Genomic DNA, 17,103 nt, shown 5'->3' with positions numbered 1-17,103 from the left:
GGGAGTCGTGGCTCTCGATGTAACGGCCGGAGGCTACGACTCTGTGCTGGCGAACACCTTGCCCGCCCGGAGGGAGCTGCGCCGAACGGCCGGCCGGCTGCGCCGAACGGCGCAACCGACCAGGCTGACGGACGGAGGGTGGGGCGGCTCAGCCGATCGTGGAGAGGTGGGCGGTGTCGTTGACCGTGCGCACGGCCACCCCACCGTCGGGCCACATGTCGAGCACCGAGATGCCGGCCGCGTCCAGGAAGAGCCGGTGCAGGAAGCCGTCGCCGGCCGCGAGGGCGTCGCGCAGCATCAGCTTGATCGGCGAGACGTGCGAGACGACCACCACGGTCTCACCGGGGTACGCGGTGAGCAGCCCGCTGATGACGCGGTGCGCGCGTTCGGCGACGTGGGTGAACGACTCCCCGCCCGGTGGCGCGATCCGGGGTGAGGCGAGCCAGGCGTCCATCTCCCCCGGCCACTGCTGGCGCACCTCGGCGAAGGTGCGCCCCTCCCACTGGCCGAAGTCGCACTCGATCAGGTCGTCCTCGGTGCGGACCGGCACGTCACCGAGCGCCCCGGCGATCGACGCCGCGGTGGCCGTACACCTGGACAAGGGTGAGCTGAGCACGGCCGCGACGGACGGGGCCAGCTCGGCCACCCGGGCGCCGGTGGCGCGGGCCTGGGCCCGGCCACGCTCGGAGAGCGGCACGTCGCCGCGCCCGGAGTAGCGGCGCTGCTCGGTGTACGGGGTCTCGCCATGGCGGACCAGGATCAGCCGGGTGGCGGTGAAGGTCGGCCGCGGCTCCCAGGAGGCCGGCGCGGTCGCCGGGTCGCTGCCGATGATCGGGGCGGCGGGCGTCGTCGCGGGCTGGCCGGGGGCCGCAGCCGTCGCAGGACGGCCGGGGGCCGCAGCCGTCGCAGGACGGCCGGGGGCCGCAGCCGTCGCAGGACGGCCGGCGGCGGCGTCCATGGCGGCGTTGGCAAGGGCGTCGGCGTGCCGGTTCTGCTCGCGCGGGATCCAGCTGAACCGGACCGCGCTGAACCGGCCCACCAGCGCGGCGGCCTGGGCGGCGAGGGGGCGCAGACCGGGGTGCTTGATCTGCCACCGGCCGCACATCTGCTCGACCACCAGCTTGGAGTCCATCCGAACGTCCACCTCGGCGGCGCCCAACTCGGCGGCGGCGGTCAACCCGGCGATCAGGCCCTGGTACTCGGCGACGTTGTTGGTGGCCGTACCGAGCGACTCGGAGCGCTCGGCGAGCACCTCGCCGGTGTCCGGGTCGCGGACCACCGCGCCGTAGCCGGCGGGGCCGGGGTTGCCCCGGGACCCACCGTCGGCCTCCATGGAGACCACGCGCGGCGCCACGACCTACAGGCCCGACTCGTTGGTGCGGACCATGATCCGTCGGCAGTCCTCGCAGCGGACCACGTCGTCGGGGGCGGCCTTGCGGATCCGGGCCAGGTCGGCACCGGACAGGTCCAGGCGGCACCCGCCGCAGCGGCCGGCGGTGAGCAGCGCGGCGCCCAACCCGGTGTCCGCGCGGATCTTGTCGTAGAGGTTGACCAGCTCGCTCGGGAGGTCGGCGGCGAGCGGTTGCCGGGCGCCCCGCTTGAACTCCTCCTCCTTGGTGATCTCGGCCAGCGCGTCGTCGCGGCGCTGCTCGGTCGCGGCCCGCTTGTCCCGGGTCTCGGCCAGCCGCTGCTCCACGCCGTCCAGTACGCCCTGCGCGGTCTCCCGCTGCTCCATCAGCTCCAGCTCGGCGTCCTCCAGGTCGCCCTGGCGGCGCTTCAGCGAGACCAGCTCGTGCTGGAGCGCCTCCAGCTCGCGGGCGGGACCGGTGCCGGCGGCCAGCCGGTTCTCGTCCTTCTCCTTGCGGGCCCGGACCTGCTCGACGTCCTTCTCCAACCGGGCGATGTCCCGGTCCAGGTCGTCGACGGCCACCTGGGCGCGCACCCGCTCGTCCTCCATCGACGACAGCTCCCGGGCCAGCGACTCCAGCTCGGCCCGCTCGGCAAGCGTCCGCCTGCGGTGGGCGAGCTGGGCGAGGTTGGTGTCGATCGCCTGGAGGTCGAGCAGGCGGCGCTGCACCTGAGGGTCAGCCTTCACGGTCGGGCTCCTTGTCGTCCACAACGGGTGCGGCGGCGTGCACGGTCCACGGGTCGGTGTCCAGGTCGGACACCAGCGTCTCGACGTCCAGCGCCTCCCGGAGGAAGGCGGCCAGGTCGTCCAGCCACGGTCGTTCGGTCGCCCAGTGGGCGGCGTCGATCAGGGCGGGACCATCGGCGGCGAGGTGCTCGCCGGCCGGGTGGTGCCGCAGGTCGGCGGTGAGGAACGCGTCCACCCCGGCGGCGGTCGCGGCGCCGAGGAAGCTGTCCCCCGACCCGCCGCTGACGGCGAGGGTACGAACCATACGCCCGGGATCCCCCGCCGCGCGAACTCCCCAGGACGTGACGGGAAGCACCGCGGCGGCGTGCCGGGTCAGTTCGGCGAGGGTCATCGGCTGGGGCAGCTCGCCGATTCGGCCGAAACCCCTGTCGTCGCCGTGGGCGGGCGAGCCGGGCGCGGGCCGCTGGAGCGGGCGCAGACCGGTGAGCCCGAAGCGGGCGGCGAGGGCGTCGGAGACGCCCGGGGAGGCCACGTCGGCGTTGGTGTGCGCCGCGTAGAGCGCCACCCCGGCCCGGATCATCCGGTGGATGATCCGCCCCTTGAAGGTCGTCGCGGCGACCGACGACACCCCGCGCAGCAGCAGCGGGTGATGCGCGACGATCATGTCCGCCTCGGCGGCGAGGGCTTCGTCGACCGTCTCGGGCACCACGTCGACCACGCAGAGCACCCGGCGGACCGGGGCGGCCGGCTCGCCGAGCACCAGGCCCACCCGGTCCCACTCTTCCGCCCAGACCGGCGGAAAGCGCCGTTCCAGCGCGGCAACCACGTCGCCGACTGTGGGGGCGGATCCGCTTGTGCTCACGGCGGGCCAGCTTACCGGCGTGGAGGCCACCGGGCGGTGACACCCGGCCCGGCCGCGTCGGGCGGAAGATCTGCCGGATGCGTTAGGCCGCGCTCCAGGAGACGGTCTGCAACGCGGCCAGCGGCATCGCCCAGGGGAAGGCGTGGGTGTGCTGTTCCCCCGTGCCGGGCGGATGCAGAGCGATCACGTCCTCACCGAAGAGCACCGTGACGCCCCACTCGGCCAACCGGGCCACCCCGGCGCGGAACGCCGGGTGGCAGGCCATCGCCGCGTTTGTGTACGGCACCGCCACGATGGGGACACCCTTGCCCTGGGCCTCGACCAGCAGCCCGAGCGCCAGGGTGTCGGTGATCCCGGCCGCCCACTTGTTGACCGTGTTGACTGTGGCCGGGCAGACGATCATGGCGTCGGCGGGCGGCAGGACGTCCGGGTCACCAGGATTCTTGTAGTGCGTCCGCACCGGGTGGCCGGTCTGCCGGATCAGGGCCGACTGGTCGACGAACTTCGCGCCGTCCGGCGTGGTGACCACGCAGACGTCCCAACCGTCCTGTTGGGCGAGGTCGACCAGACGACCGACGTGCCGTGCCAGCGGCGAACCGCAGGCGATGACGTAGAGCACCTCGCGGTGCCCGCTGTTGCGCGCTGCACCGGCCATCAGACCGGCTCCGCGCTCATACCCCTACTCCCATGTGCTCAGCCAACTCCGCTACCGGAGAAGGCGGCGCACCACGTGTGCGACGGAGGATGTCGGACATCACCTCGTGCGCGATCGGCCGGCACCGGATCTCCGACGGGGCGAGCCGATCACCGAGCAGCAGCATCTCGCCGGCGTTCGCCACGTCACCTATCTGGGCGTACCCGCGAGCGATGTCGAGCAGGTGGTGGGCGCGGCGCTCGGGCAGCAGCGCGTTGAAGGCGGGCTCCGCGATGCGCAACTGGTGCACCTCCACGGCCCGCCCCCCGTCGCCCAGCTCCACCGCGGCGGCGGCCCGGTGCAGTTCGACGTTCGTCGGCCCGAACGACGTCCAGTAGTGGTTGTGGTCGCCGCCGAGCAGGGTGGCGGCCTCCTGCGCGCAGTTGATCAGATCGTCGACGCTTGCCGAGTCGCCGATGCGGGACGCGGCCATCGCGCCCTGGAGCAGCAGCATCCCGTAGACGGAGAGGCGGGCCGGGGAGACCTCGTTGCTCCCACCCGGTGCCAGCCGGTTGGCGATCTGGACGTTCAGCTCCAGCGCGGGACGGGCCCGCCCCATCGCGACCAGGGCGTTGCACACCCGGGTGGTGGCGATCCCGGCCAGCAGCGGGTCGTCGGCCCGCTGGGCCACCGCCATCGACCGGTCGGCGGCCAGCCAGGCGAGCTCGCACTCGCCGAGCTTGCGCAGCACCGACGAGGCGATCTGGTAGACCTGGCCGAGCAGGTGGGCCGCCTCGGCGGCCCGCTCACCGCCGTAGGCGGCGTCGGCCGCCTGGGCGTCGCGCAGCAGCTTCGGTAGCGCCCGGGTGAGCATTCCGTAGCGGCCGTACTGGTAGGTGAGCCAGGCGTGGTTGACGGCCTTGCGCATGTCGTCCATCGGCGGCGGGTACGGCACCGCGTCGAAGTAGGCGCTCATCGAGTCGTAGCGTTCCAGCGCCGCCCGGATCTCCTGCACCTCGACCTGGTCGATGCAGTTGAGGGCGTCGGCGCGCCGCTCCGGGTCTTTGCCCATCAGCAGCTGCACGTCCATCTGGAGGATGTCGGCGATCTCGTAGAGGACGGAGAACTTGTCCAATCGACGGACGCCGCGTTCGACCTTGTCCACCCAACTCTTGGACTTGCCCAGCCGGTCCGCGAAGACCTGCTGGGACATCTTGCGTCGCCCCCGCCAGTAGGCCACTCGCCGTCCTATGGGTAGCTCGTCCATCTCCCCATCCTCCCCTGCCACCGACGACCAATCGAGCCGGGGCGATGTCTTCGGGTGCGGCGACTGCCGTTCATTTTCAGGTTTTCGCTGGTCGCACAGGATGTACGTCAGCCGTACAGCTAGTCCTCGTACTTTTCGTGCAAGTTGCACGGGCCGTTCGTCAACCTCAACGATCGTGGGTTACGGCAGTGACGGTGCTCGACATGCGACCTGGCGAACGCCGGGCCCGACGAGAGGAGTTGGCACATATGTGGGGGAACGTCGGACCGCGCGTTGCCGAACTGTCGCCGCTGGAACGGGTACGGCTGCGCCGGGTCGCCATCCGGTACGCCATCCACGGCTGGGAGGTCACGCCGGGCGCCTGTCTGGCCCGCAGCCGCTTCGTGTGCGGCCGGGCCGGCTGTCCCACGGTGGGCTGCCACCCGGCCCTGGAGAACTGGGAACTGGCCGCCAGCGCCGACCCGGCCCGGGTCGCGACCTGGTGGCGGAGCCGACCGCACGGGGTGCTACTGCCCACCGGCCGGGCCTTCGACGTGCTGGAGGTGCCCGCCCACCTCGGCCGGCACGTGCTCGACGCGGTCCAGATCCACCCGGCCGGCACCGGCGTACGCGGACCGGTGCTGGTCACGCCCACCGGGCGGTGGATGTTCCTGGTCCGCCCCGGCGATCCGCTCCGGCCGGAGTTGGAGCACTGCTTCCACGTGGTCCGACACGGACCAGGCTCGTGGATCCCCGCGCCGCCCACCCGACTGCCGGAGGGCACCGTCCGGTGGGCAGTCGCCCCGGAGCAGGCCCGCTGGCAACTACCGGATTCGTACCTCGTGCAGAACACCTTGATCGGGGCGCTGCGCGCGACAGGTGTGACGCTCGCCCCCGACCTGCTCCCCGGTCACCTGCCGCTGCCACGACGCGGCATGTGACGACGATTCGATCCGGTGCCCGACAGCGTCGCCGCGACGCCGGTCCTCGTTGACAGGGGAAGAGCGCGAACGCGCGCCACGAACGGGGGAACGATGTCCACAAACGACAGAGCGCCTCACCCCGGCGGCACCGAGCCGCCCCGGCGCAGCCATCCACGGCACCGCTGGGCCGGCACCCGACCGTCCGGCTCCCGACCCGGCCGCCCACGCCCCACCGGCTCCCGCCCAGCCGGCACCCACCGCCCCATCCGTTAGGGGGTCAGGGGGAGGTCGGCGGAGTGGTACTGGCGGGCGTTGTCGGTGATCGCCGCGTGGGTGTGGTCGTCCAGGCGGGCCAGCCAGTTGAGGCCCGGGGTGCCCATGGCGAGGGCGGCGGTGGCGTACGCGTCGGCCACCCCCAGGTCGGTGCCGACCACTGTCACCGAGCGCAGCCCACTGGCCGACGCGCCCCGGCGCGGGTCCAGCACGTGCCGACCCCGCTCGTACACGCCGGACGTGGCCACGGCCAGGTCGGTTCCGGTGAGCACCAGGCACGCCGCCATCGCGTCCCACGGGTGCCGGATGCCGATGCGCCATGGCTCCCCCGACGGCGAGAGGCCCCGCACCCGTACGTCACCGCCGGCGTTCACGCAGTGGTTGACGGCACCGGCGGCGACGAGGCGGTCCGAGGCGACCTGGGCCGCCCAGCCCTTGACGAAGCCGGACGGGTCGAGCCGACCGGTGGCGTACGCGTCGAAGAACCCGTCGGTGGCGCCCCACAGGTCGGCGCAGGTCTCCAGCACGTACCGCAGGTCCGCGGACGCCTCGGAGAGCAGCACCTCACCCCTGTCGAAGCGGCGCACCTCGCTGTCCGGCTGGTAGGTGCTGAACCGCGCGTCCACCTCGTGCATCCAGGCGAAGACGTCATCCGCCAGCTCGCGCAGGGTCGACGGTGGCAGATCGTCGGCGAGGTCCAGGGTGATGGCCGTACCCATGATCTGTTCGACCCGGCACAGCCCGGGGCGGGTCAGCGTGGCCCGCACGTCAGAAGGCCTGCTCGATGGCGGACCGCAGCGACTGCTTGTAGGAGTTGCTGGTCTCGGTGGCCCCGGAGACGGTGTTGAGGTTCGCGTTCTGCTTCTGCACCACCTCGCCGCCGCCGCCGTCGTAGCGGTTGCGGACGTCGCCGCTGTGGATGTCGGATTCACCCCCGCTGGGCAGCGACAGCGCGACGGCCTCGACGATCCGGTTACCGGAGACGACGATCTGCACCTGCACGTACCCGTACTCGTTCTCGAAGCCGTTGCCGGTGACCCGGCGGGTGGTCGACTGGGGCGCCTTGGTGGTGGTGCGGGGTGCGGCCTTCGTGGTGGTGCGGGTGCCGGACGGGCGGGCGGTGCTCTTTGTCGGTTTGGGCGACGTCGGCGCCTTGGGCGCGACCGACGGCGTGGGCGCCACGCCCGCCGGGTCGGCGCTCGGCACGACATCCTGCGGGGTGGGGTTGACCGGCTGGGCGGTCGGCAGGTTCTGGGCGACCTGGGTGGCGGCCGGCGAGCCCTTGAACACCACAAGCGCGGTGGTGCTGGCGGCCAGGCCGGTGATCGCGAGGAACGCGCGACGCATGGGGATGCCCTTCCTACAGCTCGAACGTGGCCAGGTGGATCTGCCGTCGGGGCACTCCGGCCCGCCGCAGCGCACGCACCGACTGTTCCACCAATCCGGGCGGCCCGCACAGGTAGACGTCGCGTCGGGCCACGTCGGGCACCAGTTGACGCAGCCCGTCCGGGCTCATCAGCTGGCGGGGGCCGGGGTCGTCGCGGGAGCCGATGACGTACCAGACGGAGGTGTGGCGTTCCTGCGCCAGCCAGTCCAACTCGCGGCTGAGCAGCACGTCGGCGGGTGTGCGGGCCCGGTAGATCAGCGCGGCGCCGGGCGGCAGCTCTTCCAGCATCGCCCGGATCGGCGTGATGCCGCTGCCGCCGGCGATCAGCAGTGCCCGCTCGCGCAGCCGGTGCGCGGCGGTGAAGGTGCCCGACGGGCCTTCGGCCCAGACCCGGGTGCCCGGGTCCAGGTCGCGCAGGTCGGCCGTGTGGGTGCCGACCACCTTGACGGTGACCCGCAGCCAGCGGCCGTTGGCGGCGGCGGAGACGGAGAACGGGTGCGACTGCCACCAGCAGCCCCGGGTGAGGAACCGCCAGCGGAAGTGTTGGCCGCCGAGCATCGCCAGCCGGCCGAGCCGCTCCCCGGTGAGGTAGATGGAGATGGTGTCGGTGCTCTCGGCGACCACGTCGGCGACCCGCAGCTTGTAGCGCAGGTTGAACGCCAGCGGCGCGAGCACGCGGCCCCAGAGCAGGGCGGCGACCACCAGCAGGTAGAGCGCGATCCAGCCGGTGCGCACCGGGCCGGGCTTGTACAGCTGCGCGCCGTGGGTGAACTGGTGGCCGAAGCCGAGCAGCAGGATCAGGTAGCTGGACAGGTGCAGCAGGTGCCACAGCTCGTAGGGCAACGCCCGCCGGATCGCCCGGATGCTGCTGAACCCGACGAGCATCATGATGCCCGCGGCGACGAACGCCGAGACCATGTCCTCGTAGTCGCCGAGCAACGTGCCGACCTCGGCCAGGATCGACTGGTTCCGCAGGTCGGCGTAGCCGACGAGGATCAACGACACGTGCGCCAGCACGGTGACCAGCAGGGTGGCGCCGATGTCCCGGTGCCAGCGGGCCATGTGCTCGCCGCCGATCCACCGTTCCAGCACCGGCAGGCGGCTCATCATCAGCACCTGCACCAACAGCAGGTAGCCGGCGACCAGGCCGGTGATCCGACCGGCCGCGGTGACGGTCATCGCGGTGGTCCGCAGCGAACCGGCGGGGGTGCCCAACCACCACGGCAGCACGCTGGCGAGCAGGCCGACCAGGAGCAGCACGCCCAGCAGCCGTCGACCGCCGGGTCCGCGCCGGTCCGGGATCTGCGGGGGTACGGGTACCGCCGACCGGCCGCCGTGCCGGGACGAGGTCCCGGTACGACGGCCGGTGGCGTGGGTGTGCGAATGCGTCACGCGTACAGCTTCATCGGGGCGTACTTCTGGCGGGGGAAGACCTTGTCGACCTCCGCGTTGGTGAGCCCGAACCGGCCCTGCGCCACCGCGCCGTAGACGTTGAACATGTTGTTGTTCTCCGGCACGTCGCCGGAGTCCAGCTTGTCCAGACCGTTCCAGGTGCCGAGCAGCGAACCGGCCAGCTTCTTGCCGGAGAGCAGGGTGACCACGCCGCCGTGCCCGTGGTCGGTGCCGTTGTTGTTGGAGCCGACCCGACGGCCGAACTCGCTGGACACCATGATCGTCACGTCGGCGGCCTTCGGGCCGAGGTCGGTGAAGAAGGCGGCCATGGCGCTGGCCAGCTCGTTCAGCCGGCGGTACAGCTGGCCGCCCTCGCGGGTGCCCTGGTTCTCGTGGGTGTCGTAGCCACCCATGCCGACGGTGGCGACCCGGACGTTGGCACCGCCCTTGATGAGCTGGGCGAGTTGCTGGAACGCGCTGCCGACGCCCTCGTACTTGACGCCCTCGGCGGGCTGGTACGGCTTGGCGGCGAGCTTCTGCGCGGTGGCCAGCGCGCCCATGCCCTCCTGCACGGCCTCCTCGACCGGGTGGTTGATCCCGGTGAAGAGCCCCTTGATGGCCTTCTCGGTGGCGGCGCGGAACCGCTCGTCACCGTTGAGCCGCAGCGACCCGACGTTGTTCAGCGACAGCGCGCCGTTGTTGCCGACCAGCGACCGGGGCAGCGTGCTGCCGATGCCGACGCTGCGGAACGCGGTGCCCTTGCCCAGGTTGTCGACCAGCCCGTCGAGCCAGCCCCGGCCGCCGGTCTCGTTCGGCAGCCCGCCCAGGTTGCAGGCGTCCGCGGCCTGGAAGTGGCTGCGGGACAGCCGCTCGTCGGAGACCCCCGGGATGAAGCCCAGCTGACCGGCGGTGAGCCACTTCTCCAGCGGCTTGAACGCGCTGGTCAGCTTGAAGCCGCGGCCCAGGGCCAGCGAGTCGTTGCCGAGCAGCAGGTCGGGCCGGGCCTTGTTGAGCACCGCGTCGTTGTCCGGCGCGATCAGGCTCAGCCCGTCCAGCCCGCCGTAGAGGAAGACGTGGATCAGCGTGCCGGTCTTGGTCGCCGCGAACGACGCCGAGGTGGTGACGAACTGGGCGGTGGCCAGCGCGGTGGCGGTGGCCGCGGCACCGGCGACGAAGGTCCGCCGGGTCACGCCGCGACCGTCCTGCTGGGCCTCCTCCAGGTCCTCCAGGGTGCGGTACCTGTCGAACTCGGCAGCGTTCTCGGCGGCGACGATGTCCGCCTCGGCGCGCAGCAACGCCTCGGCCGGGTTGTCGGCCAGCCGGCGCACGTCGGGGCATTCGGGGTGCAGGGGGAAAGAGTTGTACACAGTCTTCTCCATCGGGTGCCTCACCGGAGGTGGTGCTGGGGGGAAGCGAGGATCGCCCGCGCGACGGCGGTGATGGCCCCGTTGAACGTGGCGTCGACCTTTGTGGTCGCCACCACACCGGCCACGCCGAGGATGAGGTTCTTCTCCCGCGTGCTCAACTTCTGGCCCACCAGCCGCAGGGAGAGCGCGTCCACGTACGCCCCGGCCGTCGCCGGGGGCTTGGCGATCAGCTTCTCCGGCGCCGTGTACGTGAAGGTGGTGCGGTAGCCGGCGAGGATCTCGCCCGCCTCGTTCCAGCCGTTGACCATCGTGCCGGCCGACGTCCAGGCGACGTAGACGTCCGGGTAGCCGTCCGGGGTCGGGTGACCCATCGGAGACTGGCCCAACTCGCGCATCTTGTCGTGGATCTGCCGCAGCCCCCGCGCGTACGCGGTGCGCTTGCTGTCGCCGTTGTCGTGCTTCGGCGACGCCTCCGGTGAGACGCCCAGGGTGCGGTACGTGGCGACCAGGTACTCCATCGGCCGGCGCACCTTCTGGCCCACGCCGGCCCAGAACTCCGAGGAGCAGAACAGCGTCATCAGGACCGGCTTGATCATGCCCTTGTTGGTGGTGTACGTCTTGGCCAGCCGGTCCACCAGGGACTTCGGCGGGGTGTCCGAGACGAACCGGGTGGCCAGGCTCTGCGCCACGTACTTCGCGGTCGACGGGTGCGTCGCGATGTAGGTGATGTACGCGTCGATCGCCGCTTCGGCCTTCTTCGGGTCGGCCGAGTTGTTCAGGTGGCTGAAGCCGAGGATCTTCACCTTGCCGACGTAGTGCTGCTCGGGCCGGAAGACGTACTTGCCCTTGTCGTCGACGCCGCGTCCGGTCTGCAACATGGCGGCCTGCCGGACGTCCGGCTCCTTGTAGCCGCCGTCGACACCGACCGAGTAGAGCTCGAGGTTCTCCCGGGCGAGGTTCTCGTTGATCGCGTCCTTGCGGGAGTCCTTCTGGTTCAGGTAGATCAGCAGCGCCGGGTGCTTGTTCGCGGCGACCAGCATCTCCGGGTAGCTGCCCAGCGCGTGCTTGCGCACGACGTCCTGGTCGAACGAGTTGCGGTACACCTCGCCGCCGTCGAAGTCCGCGGCGACGTGCAGGAAGTCGTTCCAGAAGTCGACCATCACCTCGAACAGTTGGCGCTTGGACCAGATCTGCCGGGCGATGGTGGCGTCGACCATCTCCCGTTCCGGCTGGGCGTCCTGCTCGTTGAGCTTGTCCCGCTGGTCGCGCAGCTGCTGCACGGAGAGCTTCTGGGTCGGCAGCTCGGAGAGCTTCAGCTCGCCCTTGCTCGGCTCCAACTTCTCCGGGTCCAACTGGGCGCGGATCCAGGCGTCGATGCCCTCGCGCTTGATGTCGGCGACCACCGCGGGCGTCGCGCCGAAGGTGGTGCGCCGGGCCAGGTGCAGGATCGGGTCCTTGGCCAGCACCGTCTTCACTGTCACCTTGGTCGCCGCCGCGGCCGCGGCCGGGCCGGAGAAGGTCCGTCCACCGGCCGGCGCGTTCTTCTTCAGCGCCTCACCGGCCCGGGAGCCCATGTAGCTCTCGTTCTGTTCCGTGTAGGTACGCACCGTGCTGGGCTGCTGGCCGCTGGGCCGCGCCGCGGTGCCGTCGGTCACCGTGCTGCCGGTCGCGTCGCCGGCCGCCGCCTCGTCGCCGAAGAGGCCACGGAACTGCGGGGTCATGGCGAGCGCCGCGCCACCGGCGACGACGGCGGCGGTGCCGCCGAGGGCCACCATCGCCTTACGTCGGCCGACCTTGCGACCCGGCTCGTCGTCATCGTCGATGGTGGGCAGTCCGGTGCCGGCCGGACGCGCCGGGGCCGGGCGACCCAGGCCCTCCGGGCCGACCCACTGCGGACCGCGCGGGGCGGGTGCGGGCTGTCCGGGGTGCACGTACCCGTCGGCGTACTGCTCACGCGGGTCGGCCTGCGCGGCGTAGCCGCCCTGGTGGGGGTGGGGCGAGTCGTAGCCGTAGGGCGCGGGCGTGTTGGGGTCGCCGTAGCCGTCAGCGCTGTGGTGCTGGCGTCCGTCCCAACCGCGGTCGTCCCGCGGTCGACGTGGTGGCACATTCTGGTCGGCCATGTACCAATCCCGATTTCTGATGAGCGCCGGAAGCTGCTACCGGGCAGGTGCGGCAGGTGCGGCGACTGTTGCCTGAGGGGGTTGCTACGGCAAGGTAACCAAGGCCCCAGGGCCCTTCAAGGTGGCCGGAACACACTCGTCAGGGCACTTAAGACAGCGTTCAGTGCGACCTCGGCGAGGGGCGGTGTGGTGGAGCCGCCCGCAGACCTTCCCAGCAGGGCGTACGCGCGGCAGCCGAGCACGGATCGGACCACGCCGCCGTACCCGACACTTTCGGCGTCGTTTAACACCAAAGGCAAACTTAAGGTTGCGGTAAGCCGGACATGAAGCGCCTTCGCGTGGAGGAAAAGTAGCAGCAGCGGGCGAGCGTGAGCCGCCACCGCAGCGGGTATGCCGCCGAACCGCTGAACGCGTGAGGGGAAGGCAGCGCCATGCTCAGCAAAGAGGATCAGCGCAGATTCGACCAGATCACCCGTCAGCTCCGGGAAAGTGACCCGGCCTTCTTCAACCGGTTGGACCACCGGGCTCGGGCCCGCAGGGGCCGCTACCTGATGTTGTTGACCATCGTGCTGTGGGCGTCGCTGCCGGCGATAGCCGTGTTCGCCGGTCGACTGACCGGCGCGATCTGCGCGGTGGTGCTGGTGGCCAACGCCGCGATCATGTGGCGGTTCCGCCGCCGCTGGACGTGACGGCTCACTGGTCGGCCGGGCCGAACGCCCGGTACGCGCGGCGCAGCCGTTCGAGCAGTCCCGGCCCACCGATGGCCGGGGCCGGCGCTCCGAGCTGGCGCAGCAGCAGGTCGGTGCCGGTCACCAGTCGGGGCGGCCGATCCGGCAGCGGCACCGGCGCCGACCAGAACCGGTCCGCCGTCTCCGCCAGCGGCGTCGCCGACAACCCGGCGAGCGCACGGGCGGCACCGACCGGGGCCGCGACGTCCACCGCCGACGCCGCACCGTCCGGTTCGGACGGTTGGTCGACCGGCGGGGGCGGCGGAGTGGCACCGGTGGCCGCGGCGCGCCGGGCGCGGAGTTCGTCGAGCAACTCCGCGCGGGATCGACCGCGCCAGTGCAGCAACTCGAACGGGTCCGCGTCGAACGCCTCGGCCAGCAGGTAGAACGTCGCCGCGAGGTGCTTGCACGGCACCGCGAAGTCGGGGCAGTTGCAGCGCTGGGTCAGCTCGTCCACGCCGGCCGGGAAGAGCGGCGCGCCGGCCGCGGCGAACAGCTCCTCCAACTCGTCGGGCAGGTCCCCGGCGAGCAACCGGGCACTGAAGAACGCCTGCCCGGCCAGCTCGTTCTCGATTCGGGACCAGAGCGCGGCCGGGAACGGCTTCAACGCGATCGACACCTGGTACGGCTTCGGCCGGGAGCCCTGCACCACCGCGCCGACCCGCCCGGGTGTGATGTCGAGCGTGAGCACCTGACCGGCCCGCGCGTACGACCGGCCCCGGGTCAACCGGGTGCCGAGCGCGAACGACTCCAGCACCTCCAGGAAACGCCGCGACCACCAGGAGCGGCCTATCGCACCTCGGGCGCTACGCGCCCGCAGACCCCCGTCGACCTTGCGGGGGCGCCCGTAGTCGGCGAAGTCGGTCACTCCACCACCGCCCCGGCCTCCAGGGCGAACAGGTCCCGCAACTGGCCGGTGGACAACTCGGTGATCCACTGCTCACCGGTGCCGACCACCCGCTCGGCGAGGCTGCGCTTGTCGGCGATCATCGCGGCGACCTTCTCCTCGACCGTGCCGGCGCAGACGAACTTGCGAACCTGCACCCGCCGGCTCTGCCCGATCCGGAACGCCCGGTCGGTGGCCTGGTCCTCGACCGCCGGGTTCCACCACCGGTCCACATGCACCACGTGGTTCGCGGCGGTCAGGGTCAGCCCGGTGCCGCCGGCCTTGAGGGACAGGACGAACAGCGGTGGACCCTCCGCCGACTGGAAGCGCTGCACCAGGGCGTCCCGTTCGGCCTTGCCGAGGCCACCGTGCAGGAACAGCACCTCCCGGCCGAACCGCGCCGACAGGTGACCGCGCAACATCGCACCGAACTCGGCGTACTGGGTGAAGAGCAGCGCCCGCTCCCCCGCCGCCAGCACCTCCTCCAGGATCTCGGTGAGCCGGGCCAGCTTGCCGGAGCGGCCCTCCAGCGGCGAGCCGTCACGCAGCAGTTGGGCGGGGTGGTTGCAGACCTGCTTGAGTCGGGTCATGGTGGCCAGCACCAGGCCGCGTCGCTCGATGCCATCACTGGTCTCGATCCGGGCGAGCATGTCGTCGACCACCACCCGGTACAACGCGGCCTGCTCGGAGGTGAGGTTGCAGAGCACCTCCATCTCCAGCTTCTCCGGCAGATCCGAGATGATCGACGAGTCGGTCTTGAGTCGGCGCAACACGAACGGGCCGGTGATCCGGCGGAGCCGCTCGGCGGCCTCGGCGTCGCCGTGCCGCTCGATCGGCTCGGCGAACCGCTTGCGGAACGTCGCGGCCGGCCCGAGCAGACCCGGGTTGGCGAACTGCATGATCGACCAGAGGTCGGCGAGGCGGTTCTCCACAGGCGTACCGGTCACCGCCACCCGCTGCCGGGCGGGCAGCGCGCGAACCGCCTCGGCCTGCCGGGTCGACGCGTTCTTGATCGCCTGGGCCTCGTCCACCACCACCCGGTGCCAGTCGATGCCAGCCAGGTCGGCGGCGTCGCGGGCGGCCACCGAGTAGGTGGTCAGGACGAGGTCCGCGCCGTGCGCGGCCGCGGTGAACTCCGCCCCCCGCGCCCGCTCCGCACCATGGTGTACGTGCACCCGCAGCCCCGGGGTGAACCGCGCCGCCTCCCGCTGCCAGTTGCCGACCAGCGACATCGGACAGACCAGCAGGGTCGGCCCGGTCTCCGGTGGGTCCCCGGCGAGCAACGCGAGCAGTTGGACGGTCTTGCCCAGCCCCATGTCGTCGGCGAGCACACCGCCCAGGCCGAGTGAGCGCAGGAAGGCCAGCCAGGCCAGCCCTCGCTGCTGGTACGGCCGCAGCGTCCCCTGGAAGCTCGGCGGCGGTTCCAGCGGCGTGAGCCGCCGCTCGACCGCGCCGGCGAGCAGGTCGCCCAGCGCTCCGTCGGCGGTCACCTCCAGCACCGGCAGCGCGCCGGTGGCCTCGCCGTCGGCCAGGCCGAGGCGGAGCAGGTCGGCGACCGTCAACTCGCCTGCGGAACGGAGCAGACGCAGACCGGCCGCGAGCCGCCCCGGGTCCAACTCCACCCACCGGCCGCGCAGCCGTACCAACGGGGTCTTCGTCTCGGCCAGCGCCGCCAACTCCTCGGCGGACAGCGGCTGGTCACCGAGCGCGATCTCCCAGCGGTAGTCGACCAGGGCGTCCAGACCGACACCGGAATCGGTGCCACCCACCGTGCCCGGCGCGGTGCGGCTGCGCGCCCGCAACCGGGCACCCAGGCGCGCCGACGGACGCTGCCACCAGGACGGCAGCAGCACCCCGAAACCGGCCGCGTGCAGCACCGGCGCGCCCGCACTGAGGAACCGGTGGGCCCCCTCGACGTCGAGTTCCATCGCCTCCGGGGCGGCGGTCCGCAGCGCGGCGTCCAGGTCCGGCCAGAGCCGGCTGGCCCGCCCCAGCTCGGCGAGCAGCGTCTCCTGTGGGCTGGTGGTACGGCCGGCCAGGCCGCCGAGCGTCTGCGGCGCCCGCCAGACCTCCCCGGCGTCGACGTGCAGCCCAGGCTCATCCGCGGCCTGCAACCCGAACTCCAGCCGCCAGCGCCCGCCACCTGTCGACTCGACCGGCACGGACGCAGTGTCGCCGGGGACCGGCCGGGTGGCCAGGACCGGTTCGGTGATCTCGTCGGGGGCCGGTTCCACCAGGCGGAAACTGGCCCGCACCGGGCCACCGGCGGCGTCACGCTGCCACGCTTCCAGTTCGGAGGAGAGAGTGGCCAGCCCGGCCGGGTCGATGGTGAAGTCCCGCTGCGGGCCGGCGAGGGCGGCCAACCAGGCCGGCGCCGGACCACCCGGGCGCAGCCCTCGGGCCAGCGTGGTGGTTGACAGAGCGGCCCGCGCGGCGGCGTCGGTCAACGCGTCGAGCGCGTCCGCGACCAGCGCGGCGGCGGTCAACTCGGTGGTGGGCGGCAGGGCTGCCGCTCGGGCGGCGGGTGGCTCGACGACCGCTCGGGCGGCGGGTGGCAGGGCGAGCGCCAGCGATCGCGCCCAGGCGGCGTCGGTGCCGGTCAGCAGTGGACGCCAGATCGCCTGCGCGGCAGCGCCAGGCGGCCCCGCCATAGCAGCGCTGGGCGGCTGGTCGCCCGTCGTGGTGCGTACGCCGGGGAGGACCCGGCCACGGGTCACCAGGTCGGCGGCGAAGTCGGCCAGCTCGGCGAGGTGCCGCAGGGTGGCCCCGGGTACCGCCGGGATGTCGTCCAGGGCGTTCAGCAGCGACAGGGCGTCGTCCGGGGCGTACACCAGGATGGGGACCCGCCAACCGGCAAGGGTGAGCCGGCCGCGGGCCGCGGGTGCGACGGTGGTCCGGATCAGCTCGGGTGAGTCGGTCGGCGCGCCCGCCAGGGTGGGCAGGGTGAGCAGCGCGGTGTCCGGCCGGGTCGGCTCGGCGGCTTCGGCGAGGACGGCGGCCAGATCGGTGTGCCCGGCGGCGAAGGGGTGCGGGCGTTCCCGGGCCGGTCGGCCCGAACGCGGAGCGGGAAGCGGTGCGGCGCTGTCCTCGGCCCAGACGGCGAGGCCGCCGGTCGAGCTGTCGCCGGGCAACCACAGCCCGTGGATGACCAGCACCTGCTCCCCCTAGTCGCCGCCCGCCCCCAGAATAG

The 17,103-nt window shown here is 72.3% G+C and carries 14 protein-coding genes; 2 read left to right on the top strand and 12 right to left on the bottom strand.

Annotated elements, in window-relative coordinates; genetic code table 11:
• Positions 1-148: 148 nt before the first annotated feature.
• From ACLQ3B_RS01465 to ACLQ3B_RS01445, 5 genes are all read right to left on the bottom strand, one after another.
• Positions 149-1,354 (bottom strand): bifunctional RNase H/acid phosphatase, encoded by a 1,206-nt coding sequence (locus ACLQ3B_RS01465; protein ID WP_425776641.1) that lies wholly within the window; start codon positions 1,352-1,354, stop codon positions 149-151.
• A 3-nt stretch (positions 1,355-1,357) separates the two neighbouring features.
• Positions 1,358-2,095, bottom strand: a complete 738-nt coding sequence (locus ACLQ3B_RS01460) for a zinc ribbon domain-containing protein (RefSeq protein WP_425776639.1) — start codon at positions 2,093-2,095, stop codon at positions 1,358-1,360.
• Positions 2,085-2,921, bottom strand: a complete 837-nt coding sequence (locus tag ACLQ3B_RS01455) for a Nif3-like dinuclear metal center hexameric protein (protein WP_425777996.1) — start codon at positions 2,919-2,921, stop codon at positions 2,085-2,087. The genes ACLQ3B_RS01460 and ACLQ3B_RS01455 overlap by 11 nt, the downstream gene beginning before the upstream one ends.
• 118 nt (positions 2,922-3,039) lie before the next feature.
• On the bottom strand, positions 3,040-3,612 hold the full coding sequence (locus ACLQ3B_RS01450; RefSeq protein WP_425776637.1) for a flavoprotein: 573 nt from the start codon (positions 3,610-3,612) through the stop codon (positions 3,040-3,042).
• A 16-nt stretch (positions 3,613-3,628) separates the two neighbouring features.
• Complete coding sequence (locus ACLQ3B_RS01445; RefSeq protein ID WP_196925247.1) at positions 3,629-4,858, bottom strand: helix-turn-helix domain-containing protein; 1,230 nt, start codon at positions 4,856-4,858, stop codon at positions 3,629-3,631.
• A gap of 248 nt (positions 4,859-5,106) precedes the next feature.
• Between ACLQ3B_RS01445 and ACLQ3B_RS01440 the strand changes: the two genes are divergently transcribed.
• The gene (locus ACLQ3B_RS01440; RefSeq protein WP_425776635.1) at positions 5,107-5,778 is read left to right on the top strand and encodes a bifunctional DNA primase/polymerase; all 672 of its coding nucleotides are present in this window, start codon (positions 5,107-5,109) and stop codon (positions 5,776-5,778) included.
• A gap of 251 nt (positions 5,779-6,029) precedes the next feature.
• Here the strand turns inward: ACLQ3B_RS01440 and ACLQ3B_RS01435 are convergent, their stop codons facing one another.
• From ACLQ3B_RS01435 to ACLQ3B_RS01415, 5 genes are read right to left on the bottom strand one after another with little or no spacing between them, the layout of a single operon-like run.
• Positions 6,030-6,752, bottom strand: coding sequence for an FAD:protein FMN transferase (locus ACLQ3B_RS01435; RefSeq protein WP_425777995.1), 723 nt, complete (start codon positions 6,750-6,752; stop codon positions 6,030-6,032).
• A gap of 49 nt (positions 6,753-6,801) precedes the next feature.
• Entirely contained in the window at positions 6,802-7,380 is a 579-nt protein-coding gene (locus ACLQ3B_RS01430) for an FMN-binding protein (protein WP_425776633.1), read from the bottom strand.
• A gap of 13 nt (positions 7,381-7,393) precedes the next feature.
• Complete coding sequence (locus ACLQ3B_RS01425; RefSeq protein ID WP_425776631.1) at positions 7,394-8,812, bottom strand: ferredoxin reductase family protein; 1,419 nt, start codon at positions 8,810-8,812, stop codon at positions 7,394-7,396.
• On the bottom strand, positions 8,809-10,191 hold the full coding sequence (locus tag ACLQ3B_RS01420) for a DUF1501 domain-containing protein (protein WP_425776629.1): 1,383 nt from the start codon (positions 10,189-10,191) through the stop codon (positions 8,809-8,811). The genes ACLQ3B_RS01425 and ACLQ3B_RS01420 overlap by 4 nt, the downstream gene beginning before the upstream one ends.
• A gap of 8 nt (positions 10,192-10,199) precedes the next feature.
• Positions 10,200-12,299 carry a DUF1800 domain-containing protein gene (locus ACLQ3B_RS01415; protein WP_425776628.1) on the bottom strand — a complete coding sequence of 700 codons (2,100 nt, stop codon included), beginning with the start codon at positions 12,297-12,299 and terminating at the stop codon, positions 10,200-10,202.
• Between the two features lie 431 nt (positions 12,300-12,730).
• On the opposite strand from ACLQ3B_RS01415, the gene ACLQ3B_RS01410 reads away from it, so the two are divergent.
• Positions 12,731-12,988, top strand: coding sequence for a DUF3040 domain-containing protein (locus ACLQ3B_RS01410; RefSeq protein ID WP_091409372.1), 258 nt, complete (start codon positions 12,731-12,733; stop codon positions 12,986-12,988).
• A 4-nt stretch (positions 12,989-12,992) separates the two neighbouring features.
• Here ACLQ3B_RS01410 and ACLQ3B_RS01405 read toward each other — a convergent pair whose 3' ends face one another.
• On the bottom strand, positions 12,993-13,895 hold the full coding sequence (locus ACLQ3B_RS01405) for an SWIM zinc finger family protein (protein ID WP_425776626.1): 903 nt from the start codon (positions 13,893-13,895) through the stop codon (positions 12,993-12,995).
• On the bottom strand, positions 13,892-17,068 hold the full coding sequence (locus ACLQ3B_RS01400; protein ID WP_425776624.1) for an SNF2-related protein: 3,177 nt from the start codon (positions 17,066-17,068) through the stop codon (positions 13,892-13,894). Before ACLQ3B_RS01400 ends, ACLQ3B_RS01405 begins: the two co-directional genes overlap by 4 nt.
• Between the last annotated feature and the right edge of the window lie 35 nt (positions 17,069-17,103).

The sequence above is a fragment of the Micromonospora sp. DT53 genome, from assembly GCF_049841535.1.
GTDB lineage: Bacteria > Actinomycetota > Actinomycetes > Mycobacteriales > Micromonosporaceae > Micromonospora.
The sequence above is the reverse complement of the archived record's forward strand: the minus strand, read 5'-3'. Positions and strand labels throughout refer to the sequence as shown.